This window comes from Fibrobacter sp. UBA2449 (assembly GCF_002342555.1).
Lineage (GTDB): Bacteria > Fibrobacterota > Fibrobacteria > Fibrobacterales > Fibrobacteraceae > Fibrobacter.
On the sequence record NZ_DDQF01000012.1, the window covers coordinates 128,273 to 148,775 of the forward strand.

At 53.3% G+C, this 20,503-nt stretch carries 17 protein-coding genes; 14 read left to right on the forward strand and 3 right to left on the reverse strand.

Features of this window, described 5'->3' with window-relative positions:
• Positions 1–8: 8 nt before the first annotated feature.
• Positions 9–884 carry a hypothetical protein gene (locus B4B27_RS08240; protein ID WP_290725507.1) on the forward strand — a complete coding sequence of 292 codons (876 nt, stop codon included), beginning with the start codon at positions 9–11 and terminating at the stop codon, positions 882–884.
• 3 nt (positions 885–887) lie between these two features.
• On the opposite strand, the gene B4B27_RS08245 is transcribed toward B4B27_RS08240, so the two are convergent.
• From B4B27_RS08245 to B4B27_RS08255, 3 genes are all read right to left on the reverse strand, one after another.
• Positions 888–3,731 (reverse strand): T9SS type A sorting domain-containing protein, encoded by a 2,844-nt coding sequence (locus tag B4B27_RS08245; protein ID WP_290725510.1) that lies wholly within the window; start codon positions 3,729–3,731, stop codon positions 888–890.
• A 155-nt stretch (positions 3,732–3,886) separates the two neighbouring features.
• Complete coding sequence (locus B4B27_RS08250) at positions 3,887–4,657, reverse strand: hypothetical protein (RefSeq protein ID WP_290725513.1); 771 nt, start codon at positions 4,655–4,657, stop codon at positions 3,887–3,889.
• Positions 4,651–5,658: an MlaD family protein gene (locus tag B4B27_RS08255; protein ID WP_290725515.1), complete on the reverse strand. Its 1,008-nt coding sequence runs from the start codon at positions 5,656–5,658 to the stop codon at positions 4,651–4,653. The genes B4B27_RS08250 and B4B27_RS08255 overlap by 7 nt, the downstream gene beginning before the upstream one ends.
• Positions 5,659–5,740: 82 nt before the next feature.
• Between B4B27_RS08255 and B4B27_RS08260 the strand changes: the two genes are divergently transcribed.
• The 13 genes from B4B27_RS08260 to B4B27_RS08320 all read left to right on the forward strand — a co-directional run bounded on the left by B4B27_RS08260 (position 5,741) and on the right by B4B27_RS08320 (position 20,479).
• Positions 5,741–6,949, forward strand: coding sequence for a M18 family aminopeptidase (locus B4B27_RS08260; RefSeq protein WP_290725518.1), 1,209 nt, complete (start codon positions 5,741–5,743; stop codon positions 6,947–6,949).
• Between the two features lie 30 nt (positions 6,950–6,979).
• Positions 6,980–7,429 carry a GtrA family protein gene (locus tag B4B27_RS08265; protein ID WP_290725520.1) on the forward strand — a complete coding sequence of 150 codons (450 nt, stop codon included), beginning with the start codon at positions 6,980–6,982 and terminating at the stop codon, positions 7,427–7,429.
• A 1-nt stretch (position 7,430) separates the two neighbouring features.
• Entirely contained in the window at positions 7,431–9,083 is a 1,653-nt protein-coding gene (locus B4B27_RS08270; protein WP_290725523.1) for an NAD(P)/FAD-dependent oxidoreductase, read from the forward strand.
• A gap of 3 nt (positions 9,084–9,086) precedes the next feature.
• Entirely contained in the window at positions 9,087–10,841 is a 1,755-nt protein-coding gene (locus tag B4B27_RS08275) for a glycosyltransferase family 39 protein (protein WP_290725528.1), read from the forward strand.
• Positions 10,842–10,887: 46 nt separating this feature from the next.
• On the forward strand, positions 10,888–11,598 hold the full coding sequence (locus B4B27_RS08280) for a tetratricopeptide repeat protein (protein WP_290725530.1): 711 nt from the start codon (positions 10,888–10,890) through the stop codon (positions 11,596–11,598).
• Positions 11,598–12,269 carry a hypothetical protein gene (locus tag B4B27_RS08285; protein WP_290725532.1) on the forward strand — a complete coding sequence of 224 codons (672 nt, stop codon included), beginning with the start codon at positions 11,598–11,600 and terminating at the stop codon, positions 12,267–12,269. Before B4B27_RS08280 ends, B4B27_RS08285 begins: the two co-directional genes overlap by 1 nt.
• A 115-nt stretch (positions 12,270–12,384) precedes the next feature.
• A complete protein-coding gene (locus tag B4B27_RS08290; protein ID WP_290725534.1) occupies positions 12,385–14,127 on the forward strand; it encodes a type I restriction-modification system subunit M in 1,743 nt (580 codons plus the stop codon).
• A gap of 69 nt (positions 14,128–14,196) precedes the next feature.
• Positions 14,197–15,324 (forward strand): restriction endonuclease subunit S, encoded by a 1,128-nt coding sequence (locus B4B27_RS08295; protein WP_290725536.1) that lies wholly within the window; start codon positions 14,197–14,199, stop codon positions 15,322–15,324.
• Positions 15,325–15,338: 14 nt separating this feature from the next.
• Positions 15,339–16,229: a hypothetical protein gene (locus B4B27_RS08300; RefSeq protein ID WP_290725540.1), complete on the forward strand. Its 891-nt coding sequence runs from the start codon at positions 15,339–15,341 to the stop codon at positions 16,227–16,229.
• Positions 16,230–16,283: 54 nt separating this feature from the next.
• A complete protein-coding gene (locus B4B27_RS08305) occupies positions 16,284–16,484 on the forward strand; it encodes a DUF3791 domain-containing protein (RefSeq protein ID WP_173565269.1) in 201 nt (66 codons plus the stop codon).
• A complete protein-coding gene (locus B4B27_RS08310; protein ID WP_290725544.1) occupies positions 16,481–16,975 on the forward strand; it encodes a DUF3990 domain-containing protein in 495 nt (164 codons plus the stop codon). The genes B4B27_RS08305 and B4B27_RS08310 overlap by 4 nt, the downstream gene beginning before the upstream one ends.
• A 7-nt stretch (positions 16,976–16,982) precedes the next feature.
• Positions 16,983–17,219 carry a hypothetical protein gene (locus tag B4B27_RS08315; RefSeq protein WP_072826795.1) on the forward strand — a complete coding sequence of 79 codons (237 nt, stop codon included), beginning with the start codon at positions 16,983–16,985 and terminating at the stop codon, positions 17,217–17,219.
• A gap of 5 nt (positions 17,220–17,224) precedes the next feature.
• Positions 17,225–20,479 (forward strand): type I restriction endonuclease subunit R, encoded by a 3,255-nt coding sequence (locus B4B27_RS08320; RefSeq protein WP_290725549.1) that lies wholly within the window; start codon positions 17,225–17,227, stop codon positions 20,477–20,479.
• Positions 20,480–20,503 lie beyond the last annotated feature (24 nt).

Consider the following 20,503-nt stretch of genomic DNA (forward strand, 5'->3'; position numbering starts at 1 on the left):
GAAGGCCTATGCGGTTCGTTGCATGCATCGTTCTTGCCGTAGCGGTTATCGCGCTCGCCTTCAACCTGGCGAAGCCGCTCCCGAACGCGCATTTCGATGAATCCTTCTTGCCGAAGGCTTCGTATGTGAAGTATGTTGCCGCAGGGAATGACGCCTCCGTCGCGGGGCTTCTCTGGATCAAGGGACTTACGGACCTGGGCGAAAGCTTTCTCTCTGGCAAGGAATACAACCACCTGAGCCATGTGGCGAACCTCTGCACCGAACTCGACAGCCTCTTCTACACGCCGTATTACTTTGTCGGTAGCATCACTCCGATCGATACGCAGGACACCACGGACTTTATCGTGATGCGCCGTGCGATCAAGAACTTTCCGGAACAGTGGCGCCTTGCGGTCGGGTTCTCGCTTCGCCTCTCGAAGGGGCCCTTCCCTAACCCGCGTGCCGCGGCCGACGTGATGCGCCCTTACTTCGACAGTCCCGATACGACGATTCCCCAGCATATCCGCCTCATGTACCGCACGTTCGAACTCGATGCGGAACAGACGGAGACCGCGCTCGAAATGATCCTGAACGACGTGATGCAGCCCCGGTTCAAGAAGTTCCGCGAAAGCTTCTACAACAAGACTTTCCGTGTACTGGGATACCGTGGCATCGGCTCGAAGACAGGGGCTGATTCCACCAAGTACAACGACGTGAAGAATACTATCGATGCGTTTGCCGATGGAAAGTTGCCTCCGCCGTATGCGTTCCACCACCTGCTTTCGCTGAAGAAGGTCGAGAAGAAGGAAGAGGAAACTGCCGCAGTAGAACCCGCCGAAGAAAATGCAAAAGAAAAACCCGTGGACGGTGCCACGGGTGATGCAGCGGAAACACCCGCCAATTAATCCTTATCGTGTTATTGCAATGCGGGTGCTGAACAGCATCTTGCCGTTGCTTGTCGCCCTCACGTAGTACGTGCCCTTCGATTTCGCGAGGCTCCTTACGGGTACGCTACCCGACTTTGCGAAGGTTTTGTCGTACACGTTTTTCCCGCGCATGTCGAATACGGTCAGGCGCATGCTTGCATTGTCCAGCACGAATTCCAGGTTGCCGTTTCTGTAGTTCACGCTCCCGAATCCTTCGGGCTTTGCCTTCCGGGCAATTGCAGTCTTTCCGTCGGATTCGCTCGAGCCCATGTTCCAGTCGCTCGGGACGCGTGCCGCGATTCCCCTGCCCGCCGTGCTCATGTAGACGACTCCGTAGGTGTTCATGTCGCCCATCACGAACTCGCCGTTCGCGAGCCCGCCGTATTCGTGCCCGTCGTCGTTCACGCGGGTCCATGTCTTGCCGGCATCGTCGCTTCCGAACACGCCTACGGTTTCACCCACCTTGCCGAATGCATAAATCGCGGGGTAGCCGCCTGCAGCCTTAGGCTTCCCGTAGCCTACGGCCTCGCAGTAGCCGATGCCCTCTGCGGGTGTCCAGCTCTTGCCGCCGTCGGTGGAGTGGAGCAGCTTGCCTGTCACGGGGTCGCCGGTCTCGTTCCTTTCGGCGATAGGGAGCCAGAGGTCGCCTTCGTATCCCGGGATGGCGCGGAACTTCTTGTCGTTGCTCTTGCCGGGTTCGCTCACCTTCGTGAACGTGCCGCCCTTGTCCTCGCTCCTGAAGAATTCTCCCGTTGTTCGGTTGTATGCATAGAACACGCTTGCGTTTTCGGGGTCGCCCACGACGAATGACGCGTTGTCGATTCCCGATACGGTTTCCCATCCGGAATTTACCTGGCGGTAGACGGTGGTGGTTCCGTTACCCGGTACCCAGACGATGGTGCTCCCGTCGGTAGAAATTGCGACCGTGCCTTCCTTGTAGTTCTTGTCGAGGCTCCCGTAGGTGGCTACGCTCCAGGTGCGCCCGGAATCCTTCGAGACCTGCACCGGGTCGATGGGCACGTCGTTGTACTGCCCTTCGTAGGCGCGGGTGGCGCTCACCTTCACGAGCGTTCCCGATTTCGGGGCGTAGGCGAGTGCCCACGTGGAACCGAGGGAGGTGTTGGTGCCCGAGACGGAGGTGAGGTGCCTGTGGGCGGGGAACTTCGAGATGTCTTCGTGCCTGAATCCGTCATAGTCGGCGATGACGGAAACTAGTGGGCCTCCGGGAATGCTCACCACCTCGTAGGGGACGGTCTCCTCGATGCCGTGCGCGTTGAAGTGCCATACCTGGCCCTGGACCGCCTCGTCGCTCGAATAGTAGTAGTTTGTCGTGGAATCGAACGTTCCCGCAGGTATCACCTCGTAGTCGTCCATGTTGTCGCAGCGGAAGATGCCGTTGCCGGAACTCACGAATACGCGCTTGGGGTTGAACGGGTCGATTGCCGCGCTGCCCGACCAGTGGATGGATCCTCCCTGCATCCAGCCGATTCCGTTCTCGTCCATCTGCTTGACGGTGGGGTAGTAGCCGCCTTCCATCCAGTAGTACTTGAAGCTTGCGACCCATGTCTTGCCGCCGTCCGTGGTGCGGAAGATGTTGGAACCCCACTGGTCGCTCCACTTGCCGTCTTCGCCGTCGGTGGCGATGTACCAGAATTGCGGGCCGCGGTAACCTTCCGTGGTGACGACCATCTCGTTCGGGTCTTCCGGATTGATGGATATGCCGCCGTAGGGTGCAATGTAGGTGTAGTTTTCCATGTCGGCGTAGTCGGCGTTGTCGTATTCCGATGCGCCCGTGTTGCCGTCATCGATGTAGTCTTCCGGCGATACGTCGGTCCAGGTGAGCGTCGCGATGTCGCACTGCAGCACCGCACCGCGGCCGAACCCGTCGTATATCATGCCCCAGCCCTCGTCCCAGCCCATGGAATGCGGGCCCGCGCCGTCGGCGAACGTGACGGTGAGCGTGCTGCCGTCCTTCGAGACTACCGCGCGCTGCGGCATCAGGCGTACCTTCGCGCCACCTGCGGTAGTGCGGAGCGCGTCGGGAATCGGGAGCGGTTTCCAGGTCTTGCCCGCGTCGGTCGAGGTGAACACGTTTTCGAACGTGGATTTTGCCGTGCTCCCTTCGCGCAGGAATCCGGCGTAGAGCGTGCTGGAACTGCCCGGCGCGAACTGCACGAAACTGAACCCGGAGCCGTTCCAGGTGGTATCGCTCCCGGCGGCCGCGGTCCAGGAATCAACGTGGCTCCAGGTGGAACCGTTGTCGCTCGATTTCCAGAGCCCGGACCTTCTCGAACCGTAGAACATGATGTCGGTATTGTTCGGGTCGATGGCGAGCGCTTCGCCGTTCCCGCGGCCCATGCCGTTGCCGTGAACGCCGAAATCCATCACCACGCCGCCCTTCGCGCCCGTGGAATCCCAGGTGTAGTGCACTTCCCAGCTCTTGCCGTAGTCCGTAGAACGCAGGAGGGCGCTGCGGGCGTTGCTGAAGTAGCTCGTGCCCGCCATCATGTACACCTTGCCTTCGTCCTTCGGGTCTACTGCGATGGCCTCGATCCCGAGCAGGCCGAGTTCGCTCACGTCGACCCAGTCCATCATGGATTCCCAGCGCTTGGTTTCCTCGTTCCAGCGGTATGCGCCGCCCACGTCGGTGCGCGCGTAGAACACATTCCTTTCGACAGGCGAGGCGATGACGGCGCTTACGAACCCGCCGCCGCCCATACTCACGTTGCTCCAGTTGAAATCGCCCTCGCCGGTCGCTGCGTGGACGGCGAGAGATGCTCCCGCGATGGCGAGAATTGCATCCGCGGGTTTGAAAAAGTTACCCATAATCACCTCACATAACCGGGACGGAAAGCCCCGTAATGAGGAATATATATTATGTCTCCTGGAACTGTATTGCCCGCGCGAGCTTCCACGAAAAAGCCGTTGTGCGGTTTTCTACGATACTAAACACCCCGAAATAAGCATCCCGGGGGTTGCAATCATTCCCCGCAGCGCTTTGCGTTGTTCGGGAGGCCCATCAGTTCGAACGCGTTCTTGCAACGGAGCTTGAGGTCCTCGGCTTCCTTTGCCGGAGTGCTCTTGAGCTGCGAACGGTGGTAGAGGATAGTCGCGGTCATGTAGGGGATGTTGCCGCGGATGGATTTCTTCTCGGCTTCCCTGTAGAGCGAATCCGCGGTTCCCTTGCCCGAAAGGTCTGCCATGCGCGCCGCGGTCCAGGCGTAGAATCCGCCCTTCTTGTCGGAACGCTTCCCGACCATCTTGAGCGATTCCTCTGCGTCTTCGCTCCTGCGTTCTGCTGCCTGCGCGATGGCGCATTCGGAATAGAACGCCGCCTGCAGCGGGTCGTCCACCTTCTTTAACGAGTTGGGGTCTGCGGACCTGCAGAGTCCGAGGGCTTCGTCGAACTTGCCCTGCGCATTTGCGAGTGCCGCTTTCCCTTGGAGGAACAGGATTTTCGAGGTCTTGTCGAGAACTTCCTCGCGCACCTGGGCGAGCAGCGAATCGGCAAACGCGAAGTCGAGGCTCATGGTGCGGATTTGTGCCATGGCCATCAGCACGCGGGCTTCGGCCCGGAGGTCCGATTCCTTGCGGCTGGCGAGCAATGCGCGTTCGAGCTGGCCGTAGCTCTTGGCTATCTTGCCTGCATCGAGGGAACGCTGCGCGCGGGACGAGAGAATGCCCGATTCCGATGCGCTTGCAAGCGTTGCGAGCGAAAGTAGCGCTGCGATGCCGAACTTGCGAATTACCATAGCGTCTCCACCATGAACGGTACGGAATCCTTGCTAGGCATGTTCCTGCGGATGATCCACATGTTCGAAATGCCGGTCATGAGGTCATCGGCGTTCTGCAAGGTCTGTTCGGTCGATTCCATGAAATCCGAAAGCCCGGTGGTCACTTGGCCCACTTCCTTAAGCAGGCCGTCCACCTTGCCCATCGTGTTGTCGATGTTGCCCATCAGGCCGTCGACGTTGCCCATGAGCTGGTCGACCTTGCCGGGCAGGGGCTTGAGTTCGTTCATCATCCCGGATACGTCGTCCGTAATCCCGTCGACCTTGTGCATGAGTCCGGGGATATTGCTGTGCAGCGTGTCGAGCAGGCTGGAAGTCTTGAAGAGGGCGGATTTTCCGGCAAGCGTAATGTCGTTGAGGCGGTGCAACTGCATGTTCAGGTTGTCGTAGAGGGTGCGCGAACCGAAGAGCGCGCCGACGGTTGTTCCCGTGTCCATGGCCATGGCGACAAGCGTGTCCGCCGCATCGATAAGTTCGTTGACGCGACCCAGGAGTTCGTTCGTGGTTTCGAGTACGGTCTCGATATCCTGAGCCTTGCCCGGGGTGATGTAGTCGCCGTCGTCGAGAATTCGGCCCCTGCCCTTCTTGACGTCGATGTTGATGACGCGCGCCGAGATCAGGTTCTGGTCGCGGATGGCGTAAACTGTCGCGCTGTCGGTAATCCAGCTCTGGAACTGCTTGCGGATGACGAATTCCATATGGACGCCGTCGCCTTCGATTTCCATATCCGAAATCTGGCCGACGTCGACGCCGTTGATCTGGACGCGGGTGCCGGGTCGGAGGCCGAGCGCCTTTTCGAAAGTGCTGTGGAGGCTGTATTCTTCGACGCCGATCATGCCGCTGGCAAAGAGCTTCGTATAGAGGACAATCCCGAAAATCGTAACTGCAACGGTAAAGAACACGCCGACCAGGAGGCCGGAGAGTTCCATCCAGTTGATTTGTTTGACGGGCTTGAATATCATAGTGCGAAATATATAAATATTTATTTTCAGTGTGCAAAGGCGGTTTCGTGTTTTTTATTTTGCAGGGAAAAGAGAGGTTTTTATGGAATTTCTGGATTTTCTGGACGGATCGGTCACCCCTTACCATACGGTCGAGGGAATCAGGGCGCTTTTGTCGCAATCCAAGGCTGGAAAACTGAAAATTTGGGAACGTGGCGGTGCGCTCGTCGCTGTCCGGGAACCCCAAGAAGCCTGTGCGGACTCGAAGTTCAGGGTTGCGCTTGCCCATACCGATTTCCCGGCGCTCAAGGTGACCCCGAACCCGGATGTGCGCTCGGCGGGTATCCAGACACTCCATCCCGAAATCTACGGGAGCCCGATTTATACGAGCTGGCTCGACCGCGATCTGGGATACGCCGGAATTCTGGCGTACGGGGTTCGCGGAAAAATCGAGACGAAGGTGTTCCGTTCAGACAAACTTGTCCGCATTCCTCAACTGGCGGTCCACCTGAACCGAGGCGTGAACCAGGACGGCCTGAAGGTGAATCCGCAGACGGACCTGAATGCGCTGTGGACAAGCCGCGAGGGGGCGAAGTTTGTGGACGCGCTGAAAGGGGAACTGCCCGAAGGTGCGGAGCTGCTCGATTTTGACGTGCAGTTCTTCGATGCGCAGCCTGCACGGCTGGGCGGGCTCGATAATGAATGGATATACTCCGGCAGGCTCGACAACCTAAGTAGTTGCCATGCGGTTGCACTTGCGATGGCGAACGCCCCCGTGCCAAGGAAGGATTATCTAGTGGCCGCGTTCTTCAACAATGAGGAGGTCGGCTCCGAGACGCGCGAAGGAGCTGGCGGGAATTTCCTCAGGAGCGTCCTGGAAGAGGTTGCGCCGGATGTCTCCTTGAATAGGGCGCTTGCGTCTAGCCTTGCCCTTTCGATCGACATGGCGCATGCCGAACATCCGAACTTTACGCAGAAGCACGAGCAGAACCACGCCCCGATTCTAGGAGAGGGAATTGTATTGAAGACAAATTCGCAAAAACGTTATGCGAGCGATGTTTTTTCGAATGCGCGGTTCAAGATGCTCTGCAAGGAGGCGGAAGTCCCGTACCAGACATTCGTGATGCGTAACGACATGCCCTGCGGCTCCACCGTCGGGCCCACCGTTTCTTCTGCGCTCGGAATCCCGACGGTCGATGTCGGGGAGCCCATGCTCAGCATGCACAGTATCCGCGAAATGACTGCGGTAAAGGATCACGAGAGCATGATTGGCCTGGTTTCTGCCTTGTATGGCTGCGAAATCTTGGCCTAGTCTTTTTGGCTTAATTATATTTGCAGACGCGTGATTGCTGATAAGATAAAATCGCTACGAGACCGGTTCCCTCGCAAGTCCTTGCTGGGACAGTTCCTCCGTTACCTGGTGACGGGAGGGCTTGCCTTTGTAGTGGATTTCGGGCTGTTCGCGCTTTGCCTTTATGTCTGCGGATGGCATTACCTGCTCGCGAACCTCGTGGGACTTGTGGCGGGGCTTGTACTCAACTATACCATGAGCATCGTGTGGGTGTTTACCGCATGCGAGCGGACGCTCGAAAAGCAGAAGGTTGCCGAGTTTGTCCTGTTTGCCCTGGTGGGAATCGCGGGAGTCGGCATCAACCAGCTGCTCATGTACCTGATGGTCGATGGGCTTTCGCTGAACGAGATGGTGTCCAAGATGGTCGCCGCGGTTCTCGTGCTGATGTGGAATTTTGGGGCGCGAAAGCTTTTGCTTTTTAAAAAGAAGAAGGATGTGTAAAATGGCTCAGGAGAACGAATCGAAGAAAGTTGCTGTAATTGCGGGCGCCGGTCCTGCGGGACTTACGGCGGCACTGGAGTTGTTGCGTACCACGGACGTGAAGCCCGTGATATTTGAATCCGAGGATGTCATCGGCGGCATCTCGCGGACGGCACGTTACAATGGCAACCGCATGGACATCGGTGGCCACCGCTTCTTCAGCAAGAGCGATACCGTGATGGACTGGTGGCAGGGAATTCTGCCGCTGCAGGGTGTCGCCTCGAAGGACGATATCGCCATCGGGCGCAGCGTGCCTCTGGTTGCCGGAGGCCCCGATCCCGAGAAGACGGACTACGTGATGCTCTGCCGCAGCCGCCTCAGCCGAATCCTTTTCCTCCGCAAGCTTTTCGATTATCCGGTGAGCCTGAACGGCGATACCATCCGCAACCTCGGGCTGTGGCGCATGTTCAAGATTGGCATGAGCTACATCAAGGTGCAGCTTTTGCCCGCCCGCAAGGAGAAGAGCCTCGAAGATTTCATGATCAACCGCTTCGGCGTGGAACTCTACCGCACGTTCTTCCGCGACTACACCGAGAAGGTGTGGGGCGTGCCGTGCAGCAAGATCAGCCCCGACTGGGGTGGCCAGCGCATCAAGGGACTTTCCATCACGAAGACCGTGGTGCACGCCGTGAAGCAGATTTTCGCCGGCAAGAAAAAGCCGGCCGCGGGGGCCGCGAACGGAGCGGACATCCGCCAGAAGGATACCGAGACGAGCCTCATCGGGCAGTTCCTTTATCCGAAATTCGGGCCCGGCCAGCTGTGGGAAACAGTTGCCGAGAAGGTGAAGGAAGCGGGTGGCGAAATCCGCATGAACGAGAAGGTGGTGGGCGTGAACCGCACCGCCGACGGCAAGCGCGTCGAAAGCGTTGTCGTGGAAAGTATGGACGGCACGGGCGTCGTCATGCACGAAACGGTTGCCTGCGACTATTTCCTCAGCACGATGCCGGTGAAGGAACTCGTCTCCGCGATGGATAGCGAAAAGACTCCTGTGCCTGCCGATGTTAGGCGCGTCGCCGATGGCCTCGTGTACCGCGACTTCATTACCGTGGGACTCCTGCTCGACAAGCTGCTCATCAAGAATCCGGCAAAGCCCGGCTCTCCCGAAAGCAAGCTCAAGTTCGTGGCCGACAACTGGATCTACGTGCAGGAATCCGACGTGAAACTCGGCCGCATCCAGATTTTCAACAACTGGAGCCCTTACCTGGTGGCCGACCCCGAGAAGGTGTGGATCGGCCTCGAATACTTCGCCACCGAGGGCGACGAGATGTGGCGCATGCCCGACAAGGACTTCATCAAGTTTGCCATCGCCGAACTCGACAAGATAGATGTCGCCCGTCCCGAAGATGTTCGCGATTCCGTGGTGTTCCACATCAAGAAGGCGTATCCCGCCTACTTCGGCACCTACGGCGAGTTCGACAAGATCCGTGAATACGTGGACCCGATCGAGAACCTGTTCCTCATGGGCCGAAACGGCATGCACAAGTACAACAACATGGACCACAGCATGCTCAGCGCCATGGAAGTCGTGAAGTGCATCCGCGAGAACTCCGCTGACAAGACCGCGCTCTGGAACGTGAACAGCGAAGAAGAATACCACGAAGGCAAGAAGTCGTAGACCATGAAACGCGTCGTAGCTTTTTTCAAGCTCCCTGAACTCTATTGCGCCCTGCTGCTCGTGGCCTGTGTCGTCACGGGCGTTGCCATGCGCGTCTCCATTGACAATGTCGTGTTGACTAGGGACGGCGATCCCGAAAAGGTGAGCTTCCCGGTGGCGCAAAAGATGGCGGACGGCGAACTGTTCCAGGTGGAACTGGATATCCACAATCCCTTTAACGCCTCTTACGACCTGCGCGTCGTTCCGGATGACTGCGCAGAAAGCATTGTCGTGAACGGGGAAGAAGTTGACGTGTCGGGCTTCCACGACCGCTGCAATTTTTCGAAGGGCTTCCTCCTGAAGGATAGCGTGCTTGCACCCCACAGGGTCGGGGACAAGGCGCACTTTGCGTTCAGCCTGAAGAACAACGGGGGCGATGCGGGCCTGAACCTGTTTGTCTACCAGAGTTCGGCGGCTGCCACCGCTTCGAATGTGGGGGCGGTCCTGTTCTTTGCGGTCCTGTGCCTCCTAATAGGGCGCAGGCTCGGACTCCGCGGAGGGCTTCTCTTTGTTTTCTTCCTTGGCGTGGCTATCAGGACGGTTTTCTTTGCGAACGTTCCCTACACGACTTATTCGAACGATGTCGACGGCCACGTCGCTTACGTGCAGTACGTTCTCGAAAAGCATGCCGTTCCGGGAGTCGATGACTGCTGGACCTGCTACCACCCGCCTGTTTATTATGTGTCGTCGGTGCCCTCGTTCGTGTTTGGCAACGGGATAGGCGTGGGCGGCACTACGGGATTGCAGGTGTTTAGCCTGCTGCTCTCGGTGGCGACGCTCTTGCTAGGCTTGTTCTTCCTCAAGGGCTTCATGGGCGGTGCGGCGCTCGGGCTTTCTTCGCTCTTGTGGACTTTCTGGCCGTTGATGATTCTTGTCGCGCCCCGCATTGGCAACGACCAGATGTTCTATCTGATGCATGTCCTTTGCCTTTGGGGAGGTATCAACTATCTGAATAAGGGAAAGGGCAAGTACTTGATTGTGTCCGTTGTCGCTACGGCGCTTGCGATGTGGACCAAGACGACTGCCGTGGTGACGCTCGGGACGACGTTCCTGTTTGCCGTGTGCGGCTATGTCCACAATTTCCGCCGGCTTACCGCGTCCAGGTCCGAGTGGGTGGCCTGGGGAATGTTTGTCGCCCTGATTGCCGGAATCCTCCTGCAGAAGTTGCTGGGCGATGCCGACCTGGTGGGCAATTCGAGCGGCCTGAACGGGCGGTTGAAGGTTGGCAACGAGGCGTTCAACTACATTTTCTTTGACCTGAAGTCCTTCGTGACGCATCCTTACACGAGTGCCTGGAACGAGGAATGGGGACGCGAGTTCTTCTGGAATTATGCGTTCAAGTCGTCGATGTTCGGTGAATTCGAACTGGTGCGCAACGAGACCGGAAGGACGCTTGCGACCCTGATGAGCGTGTCTTTCCTCGGGATGCTCGTGTATGCTGCCCGCGGATTCTGGAAGGCGAGACTTGGCGCGATTCATTGGATTCTCCTTTTGCAGGGCGCGGCCTTCTTCGCTGCGCTCATGTTCCTGCGGATCAAGGTGCCGTATTCTTGCAGCAACGATTTCAGGTACATCGCGCCGGTCATCTTGAGTTTCGTCCCGTTTGTCGGCTGGGGAGTTTCTCTAGAAGGGGCGTCGACCAAGTGGAAAGTGCTTGGTTATGCACTTGTTTCGTTGTTTGTCTTGAGCACGGCGATTTTGTATATTCTTGCCATGTAGAGAATACGAAGGCTTGAAAATGCGAATTTTTTTGATTTTAGTATGTGTGCTGTCGGTTGCCCTCTGGGCGCGGCCTATAAACGACGGCAATAAACTGTTCAAGAACGGCGACTATGCCGGTGCCTTGGAAAAGTACATGAAGGCCCGCGAGGCCGAACCCGCGAACCCGCTTCTGTTCTACAATATCGGAACGTGCCAGTACAGACTCGGCAATTACGAAGAGGCCAAGAAGGAACTCGAGAGCGCCGTGCGCATGCCCGACAAGAAGATGGCAGCGAAGGCGGCGTACAACCTCGCGAACACGCACTTCCGCATGGGCGAGAAGGCTGCCGAAGGCAGCGAACGCATCGCCGCCTGGCGCGAATCCGTCGCCTACCTCAAGAAGGCAATCGACCTCGACAACAATTTCGAGAATGCGAAGAAGAACGTGGAAATTGTCCAGCGCAAGCTGAAGGAAGAACTCGACAAGCAGAAAGAGAACAAGGACCAGAATCAGGACCAGAACAACGACCAGAAACAGCCGCCGCTTTCCGACAAGGCGAAGGAAGTCCTGGCGCGTGCGCTCCAGCTCTGCAAAGACGGCAAGTACGCCGAAGCCAAGGAGATGCTCGAGAACCTGATTGCCGAGGACGAGACTGCGGGCCAGCTGAGCGGCCACGTGCAGCGCATCGACGACGTCATCGAAATCAAGGCCGGCCGCAAGCCCAAGGCGAAGATTGACGCGAGCAACACCGACAACGACCTGGAGGTGATCTGATGAAAAAGATTATGCTTTCAGTCGCGGTCCTGTTCCTCGCCGTTGCGGCCTTTGCCGCCCCGAAGTCGGCGAGCGCCTACTACAGCGATGCCGCCTTCCAGTACATCGAAAACCGCCTGCCCTCTGCCGAAATCACCTGCAACGAGGGCCTGCAATACTATCCGAACGACCAGAAGTTGCAAATGCTCCTTGACCGCATCAAGGAAGCCAAGGACGAGCAGAAGAACGAGAACAAGAAGAACGACAAGAACCAGGATAACAACCAGGACCAGAATCAGGATCAGAACCAAGATCAGAATCAGGACCAGAATAAGGACCAGCAGAACCAGGACCAGAACGGCGATGGCAATTCCAGCGGGTCTGAGAGTTCTTCGAGCCAGGGCGATGACCAGAACCAGAATCAGAATGGCGGTGGCCAGTCCAGCAGCAGCCAGGGCGGTGAAAGTTCCGACAGCAATGGTGGGCAACAGCCTGAACAGCAACCCGAGCAGCCGCAGGAAAATTCCAGCGACAGCCAGGGTGGCGAAGAACCCCAGGAACAGCCCGTGCAGATGGGCGAGATGAGCCCCGAAGAGGCTGCACAGCTCCTGAAGGATTTCGACGAACAGAACGGCGAACGCAAACCCTGGAAACCTATCCGCGGGCAGGCAAGACCTGTGAAGGACTGGTAAGGTCAACCGAAATCAACCTCAGTATGTCATCCCCGACCTGGTCGGGGATCTTTTTTAGGATTTAGCAACCCTCACCCCCTATTTATATATATTTCCTCCCGATATAGGAGTTTCCATGACCGACGTTGAATTGAAGAACTTGAAAGACCGTCTTTGGCATTCTGCCGACATGCTCCGCGCGGGTGCGCACCTTGCCGCAAACAAGTACGGGCAGCCGATTCTTGGCCTCATCTTTTTGCGCTATGCCGATATTTTGTACAAACAGCACAAGGATGAAATCAACGCCGAGTTCGAAAAGCTCAAGGGCACGCGTCGCGCTCGCACACTGAAAGACATTTCCATCGAAAAATGCGGTTTCTACCTGCCGGAATGCGCCTACTTCGATACAATCAACGATGCCCCGGACGATGCCAAGAAGGCGACCCTCGTAAAGAAGGCGATGAAGGCCATCGAAGAAGAAAACGAGAAGATGGACGGCGTTCTCCCCAAGGATGTCTATGCGCAGCTCGTTCCTGAAGAAGAACCGGAATTACTCTCGAAAATCGTGCGCGTGTTCAAGGACATTCCCGAAGACATCAGCATCGACCTGTTTGGCGAAATCTACGAATACTTCCTGGGCAACTTTGCACTCGCTGAAGGCAAGGACGGCGGAACATTCTATACGCCCGCAACGGTTGTGCGCTACATGGTGAACGTGTTGCAGCCCCACGGCATCAACAAAAAATTCCTGGACCCCGCTTGTGGTTCGGGCGGCATGTTCGTGCAGGCGGCTCGCTACATGCACCGCCACAATGCCAGCGCCGAAAACGACACGGCGATGAATTTCCGCTGCTACGGCGTAGAAAAGGAACCCGACACCGTAAAGCTCGCGAAGATGAACCTGCTCTTGAACAACGTGCGTGGCGAAATCACCGAAGCGAACTCCTTCTATAGCGACCCCTATAATGCGGTGAGACAGTTCGATTACGTGATGGCAAATCCGCCATTTAACGTAGATGAAGTTGTCGTCGAAAAAGTCCAGAAGGACGAACGCTTCAGCACTTACGGCGTGCCGCGCAACGCGACAAAGTCCGCAAAGAAGGGCTCCGACAAAAAGGAAACCGTGCCCAATGCGAACTACCTTTGGATTGGCTACTTTGCGACCGCGCTGAACGAAAACGGCAAGGCGGCTCTCGTCATGGCGAATTCCGCAAGCGATGCGGGCAAGAGCGAATACGAAATCCGCAAGAAGATGGTCGAAGAAGGAATCATCAGCCAGATGGTGACGCTACCCTCGAACATGTTCAACTCGGTGACGCTCCCGGCAACGCTCTGGTTCTTCGACAAGCAAAAGGCAAACAGCAAAAAGAAAGACGAAATCCTCTTCATTGACGCGCGCAACGTGTTTACGCAGGTGGACAGGGCGCACCGCAAGTTCAGCGATGAGCAGATAAAGAACCTTGCCGTCATCAGCCGACTCTACGAAGGCGATACGCAATCGTTCAAGGACCTGCTCAAGGAATACAAGGAAAGTCTCAAGAACGCCCCCGCAAGCAGCGACGACAAGGAAGTCAAAACCAAGGATTACTGGCAGGCACAAATCGACTGGCTCACCGAACGGTTCCCCGACGGCAAATACCAGGACGTAATCGGACTCTGCAAGGTCGCGAAAATCGACGGCGAAGACGGAATCAAGGACCAAGATTACTCACTGAATGCCGGCCGCTACGTGGGCGTGGTGATTGAAGACGACGGCATGACCGAAGATGAATTCAAGCAGACCATGCTCGGGCTGAACGATGATTTCACGAAGTTAAGCGCCGAAGCGAAGAAGTTGGAAAAGGAAATAGCCGAGAATTTGAAGGGATTGTTTAAATAGTAGAAAGTAGACGGTAGACAGTAGGAAGTGTCATCCTGAGCGAAGTCGAAAGATTCAAGGAATCATGTTATGGAATATACTACGTATAAATTGAGTGATATCTTGAAAATTGGGAATGGGAAAGACCATTCTTCCTTGGATGATGGCGAATATCCTGTTTTAGGCAGTGGCGGAGTAATGCGCTACGCAAATCAGTATTTGTATGATGGTGAAAGTGTTCTTTTGCCACGAAAAGGCACGCTTAATAACATTCAGTATATTAAGGGCAAATTTTGGACTGTTGACACGTGTTATTATACGATAATTAATCAAGAAAAAGTCGTTCCGTATTATTTATATAGAATGTTAAGATATCTTGATTTGAGTGGTTTAGATTCTGGTGCTAGTATTCCAAGTATGACATCAAAATGTTATTATGGAATAAAAATAAAGCTACCATCAATTTCAACTCAACGCCGCATCGCCTCCATTCTCTCCGCTTACGACAACCTGATAGAAAACAACAACAAGCGAATCAAGATTTTGGAACAGATGGCGGAGAACCTTTACAAAGAATGGTTCGTTCGCTTCCGCTTCCCCGGCCACGAAACCACCCCCCTCGAAAACGGAATCCCTAAAGGCTGGAAAATAGCAGTGTTAGGAGATTTTGGACGTATAGAAACAGGAAAAACGCCGTCTATGGAAAAAACAGATAACTATGGAAATGATTTCCTGTTTGTTAAGACGCCTGATATGCACAACAAGATATTTGTGTCAAATACAGACGAAAAACTCTCCAATATTGGGCATCTTTCTCAATCAAAAAAATTGCTGCCCGCAAATTCAATTATGGTTTCTTGTATTGGAACTGCTGGTGTTGTTGCAATAAATACAAAACCAGCTCATACAAATCAGCAGATAAATTCAATTATAATCAAAGATCATCAATTGTTAGAATGGCTTTTTTTTACCTGTAAATCTTTAAAAGAAACGATAAATCTATTCGGAGCTACTGGCGCCACGATGACAAATCTTAGCAAGGGAAAATTTGAAAAATTAAAAGTAATAAGACCAAATCACGAGCAGATTTGCTCATTCCATAAAATTTTATCCCCTGTTTTTTCAAAAATAAATTGTTTGCAAACCCAAAACCAGAACCTCATCAAACAGCGCGACCTGCTCTTGCCCCGCCTCATGAGCGGCAAACTCGCGGTATAGTAAAAGAGACTCTTATGGCAAAGATGGTTTTAGATTTACAGCAAGCGTGTTTAGATGATAAGATATCTTGCAACTTCCTTCTTCTGAAAGCATACGCCATAGCCCAGAAACTGTCTATCACAGATATGGCAGATTTTTGTAATAGGGAAATAAATGGTTATGCAGGAGTTGACAATTCGCTTATCCCCTCATATCGCCATATTCCTGTAAATACAGAAGCGTATAAAGATACTTCTAAACGGTGGGAACCCGTTGCTTTTCCTGCCGGTCACCCACGGTCTATGCGCTTTGTTTTCGAATCTATCGCAGAAATCGAAAAACTTGATGAATCCAAAGAAAATTTGTTAGAATCTCGACTCAATTACGATGACCAACTAGCCATTTACGAAATTATTGACATGCCAAAGCCTCTGCATGTTCGCCAAATTTTTATGGCAGGACAAGTTACATCGATACTTCATTTAGTCCGTAAACTTGTTTTAGATTGGGCTTTGAAATTGGAAAAAGAAGGCATTTTAGGCGAAGACCTTACTTTTTCTATCGAAGAGCAAGATCGAGTGAAAAACATCCCTTCAATTCAAATCATCATTAACGGAAATGTATCTAATTCAAATATAGCCGGAAATATGATGAACTCGTCTGCGACAATAAATAATGGTCTTGATTTTGCAAAAGTTACCGAATTAACAAACCAAATTTCACAGAATATCAAAGCTCTTCATTTGCCGGAAGTTCAAGAGAATGGGTTAAGTTCCGACATTTCTGAAATTAAGAATATGATTGCTCAAAAAGACGAATCTGGTATACGAAAGGTCTTGCAAAAGATCGACGGAATTTGCCAAAACATCGCCGGGAACGTGGTTGCCGCAGGGATAATCGCCCAAATCGCCTCAATTTTGGGATAATCGCCGTAAACTCCAATCTTTTATTGTATATATTTATTGAAAAGTTGATTTGTTATGTCCGTTTTGTCGTTTAAAACATTTTGTATTGAGAACTATGCCGAGCACTGCGATAAGAGTTCCAGTGACGTGTATGAGCTTTTTGCTTCGTCGGGCCTGCTGAAACACTTGCAGGACGATTATGGCGATTTGCACGGCATGGGCAAAGAATTCTTGATGGATTATTTTGACAAATGGTTGTCCGGAGGTGCAAAATGATTCTTTATCACGGCTCGGATGTCGAAATCAATTGCCCTAAGATTATCACCTCCGAAAAGGGGCGCGATTTTGGTTTTGGCTTTTACACGACGACAATCCAGAAGCAGGCTGAACGCTGGGCGACCCGAATTGCGAATTTGCACACGCGCCAGGATTCCGCCGAACACAAGCCTGTTGTGAGCGTATTTGAATTTGACGAAGCCGCTGCCAAAAGCCTCAATACCAAGTTTTTCGAAGGGGCGACTCTAGATTGGCTGGAACTGGTCATCAAGTGCCGTTCCGACATTCGCTATAGTCACGGTTTCGACATCGTCTTTGGGAAAATTGCAAACGACAATGTCGGCGAAACGGTTGAATACGTTCTGGCCGGGGTGATGCGTAAGGAAGACGCCGTTGAACGCCTGAAATTCGAAAAGATTAACGATCAAATGTGCTTCAATACGGAGAAGGCTTTGCAAACTCTGCGTTTTGTGAAGTCGTACACCTTGTAGGTTTGATATGTCTAAAAGTTCGCATCACCTGATAAAGACAATCCTCATACCGCAGGTCGCAAGCCTACTGATTGAAAAGTACGCGGTCTCCGAAGACGATGCCATCAGGATTGTCTATATGTCCCCGACAGGCAAATGCCTAGACGATGATTCCTTGGGTCTGTTCGGGCAAAGCGCGCAGTATTTGTTTGGACTTTTGGAAGAAGACATTTCAAAAAATCCCGACTTGCTTAAAACGGCGTAAGCGCTATGAAGTCCTTTATTTCCGAAGACGATATCGAGCAGGCGATTCTCCAGATGCTGGAATCGCCGGAGTTCGGTTATGATGTGGTCCATTGCGACCCGTCTCCGGAAAAGATGGATGTGTTGCCCGATGGCACGGGGCGTTCTAGCAAAAAGCAGTGCGTTTTGCCTGATATTTTGCGCGAGTCGCTCGCGAGGCTCAATCCCGAAATTCCCGCAAACAAGCTAGACGAGATTGCGCAAGATTTGGTCCGCGACTATTCCGGCACCGACATGACGGCGACTAACTACACGCTCTACAAGAAAATCCGCGACGGTGTGCGCGTTCCATTTGTCAAGGACGGCAAGCCGGATTTTGGCGATGTGTTGCTTATTGATTTCGCCAACCCCGAGAACAACACGTTTACTGCCGTTTCGCAAATGTGGATTCAGGGGCACTATCACTTTCGCCGCCCCGATGTTCTGGTGTTTATCAACGGGTTGCCGTTAGTCTTTGTCGAACTCAAGAACAGCACCGTCAAAATTGAAGAGGCCTACAACAAGAACCTCCAGGATTACCGGAAAGAAATCCCGAATCTGTTCGCCCTGAACCAGGTGTGCGTTCTTTCGAATGGTTTTGAAACCAAGTTGGGCGCATTCAACGCAAGCTACGACTATTTCTTTGAATGGCTCAAGAAAAGCGAAGACGACAAGATTGACCGCAAGCATATCCGTGGCGAGGGCGTAAGCGCGCAGTATATGGTCAGGAGTTTGCTCGACAAGGCAACGCTTATTGACTACATTGAAAACTTTATCCTGTTCCAGAACGGCTCTATAAAAATTATCGCCAAGAACCACCAGTTTATGGGTGTGAATAACTTGTGCCGCGCCGTAGAGAATCGCAAAGAACTGGACGGCAAGTTGGGCGTATTCTGGCATACGCAAGGGAGCGGCAAGAGTTACTCGATGGCGATGTTTGCCCGTAAGGTCAAGCGTAAGTTCAGTGGCAACTTCACGTTCCTTATTATCACCGACCGCGAAGACCTTGATACGCAGATATACAAGAACTTCTTGCGGACAGAAATCATCGGCCCGCAAGATGAATGCCAGCCCAAGAACGGCGAACAGCTTCGCGAATACTTGCAAGGGAACAAACCTTTTATATTCACGCTGATTCATAAGTTCGGTTATGACAAAGGCAAAAAGTACCCCGTCCTTTCGACCCGCGATGATATTTTCGTGTTGGTGGATGAGGCGCACCGCACGCAATACAAGACTCTTGCCGAAAATATGCGCACGGCGTTGCCGAATGCGAACTTCGTTGCGTTTACGGGAACTCCGCTATTAGGGAGCAAACGCCTGACTAACCAGTGGTTCGGCGACTATGTTTCGGAATACAACTTCGCACAGTCTGTGGAAGATGGCTCGACGGTGCCGCTGTTCTATAGCCGCCGCGTTCCTGAAGTGGGTTTGCAAAACAACTTCCTCGATGACGATGTCGTGACGATTATCGAAGACGAAAATCTGAACGATGCCGAAGCCAGGTTGCTTGAAAATTCCAGCTCCCGCATTTTAGAAGTCATTAAGCGCGAAGACCGCCTGGATAAAATTGCTAGGGATATTGCACATCATTTCCCACGTCGTGGGTTCCTCGGCAAGGGTATGGTCGTTTCGGTGGACAAGTTCACCGCAGTAAAGATGTTTGACAAGGTTCAGCATTACTGGAAAAAAGAAAAGACCGCGCTGACCATCGAACGGAATAACGTTGTCAAGGATAGTGAGGATTACAACCGCCTGACCGCCATATTGAACTACATGGATAAAGTAGAGATGGCGGTCATTGTCTCGGAAGAAGCGGATGAAAACGAAAAGTTCAAGGCGCAGGGGCTTGACATCACTGCTCATCGCAAGAAGATGAACGAAATTACGCCCGAGGGCAAGGATATCGAAGACCGCTACAAGGATCCCGATGATAACTTGCAATTGGTTTTTGTATGCGCCATGTGGCTTACGGGTTTTGACGTCCCAAATCTCTCGACGCTCTACCTTGACAAGCCGATGAAAAACCACACGCTCATGCAGGCAATTGCTCGTGCGAACCGCGTGTATCCGGGAAAACCGTGCGGCATCATCGTTGATTACGTGAACGTATTTAAGTTTATGAAGCAGGCATTGGCCGCATACGCCATTGGCGATGACGGCACTGAATTCCCGGCCAAGGACATTGACGAATTGATCGGCTATATTGACGCTTGCATTGACGAAGCCGATAAATTCCTGTTGGAACGGAATATCAATATCGAGAAAATTCTGGACGGAGCGTCCACATTCGATAAGCTGGATGAATTCCGCAACGCTTACGACACCATCATTTCTGTTGATGAGGATGTCAACAAGTTTAAGGTCATTCTGAACACGCTGATGAATCTTTACGAAGCATCCAAGCCGGAAATTTTCGAACGCAACTGGAACAACCCAAAGTTCAGCCCGCTTGTTTATTTGCACGGACTATTCTTCAGGCTTATTGACGATGAAAAGATTGAAAAGGCCCGCAAACGCATGGGCGATTTGCTGGATAGTAGCGTCTCGTCGGAAAGCGTGAAGATTGATGACGCAACCGAAATTCGTGACGTGTCGGCCGCTGGTTCGTATATGCGCGGCTCCAAACTGATTGACCTTTCGAAAATTGATGCTGAAGGATTGCGTAAGGAAATCAAGCAGACAAAATACAAGGCCATCGAAATTAACGACTTGAAAGAGTTTATCGAGAAGGCCTTACGGCAAATGATAAATCGCAACGTCACGCGCATCAAGTTCTCGGAACGGTTCCGCAACATCATCAACCGCTACAATGCGGGCGGCACCGAGAATGAAGACTATTACGAGCAGCTGGTAAAACTCGTTGAAGAATTGAAAAAGGAAGATTCCCGCTCGGCGACAATGGGCCTGAGTGACGAAGAACTCGAAATATTCGACCTTCTCGTGATGGGGAAAAAGCTGACGAAGGCGCAGGAACAGGAAGTCCTGCTAACTTCCAAGGCCTTGTTCCAGAAATTGCAGGAAAACCGACAGAAAATTCTCGTGGTGGACTGGTACAAAGACGAACAGACCCGCGCTAAAGTCAAGAGCACGATCGAAGAAGTTCTAGATGCTCAGAACCCGCCGCATTTGCCCGATTGCTATGACATTGATTTATTCAACGTCAAAAGCAACCTGCTCCTGAACCACTTCATTGATATGGCCGTGCAAGGCTACGGCTGGGCAAGAGGCGGAGTGGGGTAATAAAAGCATTAATTCATAGGTTAA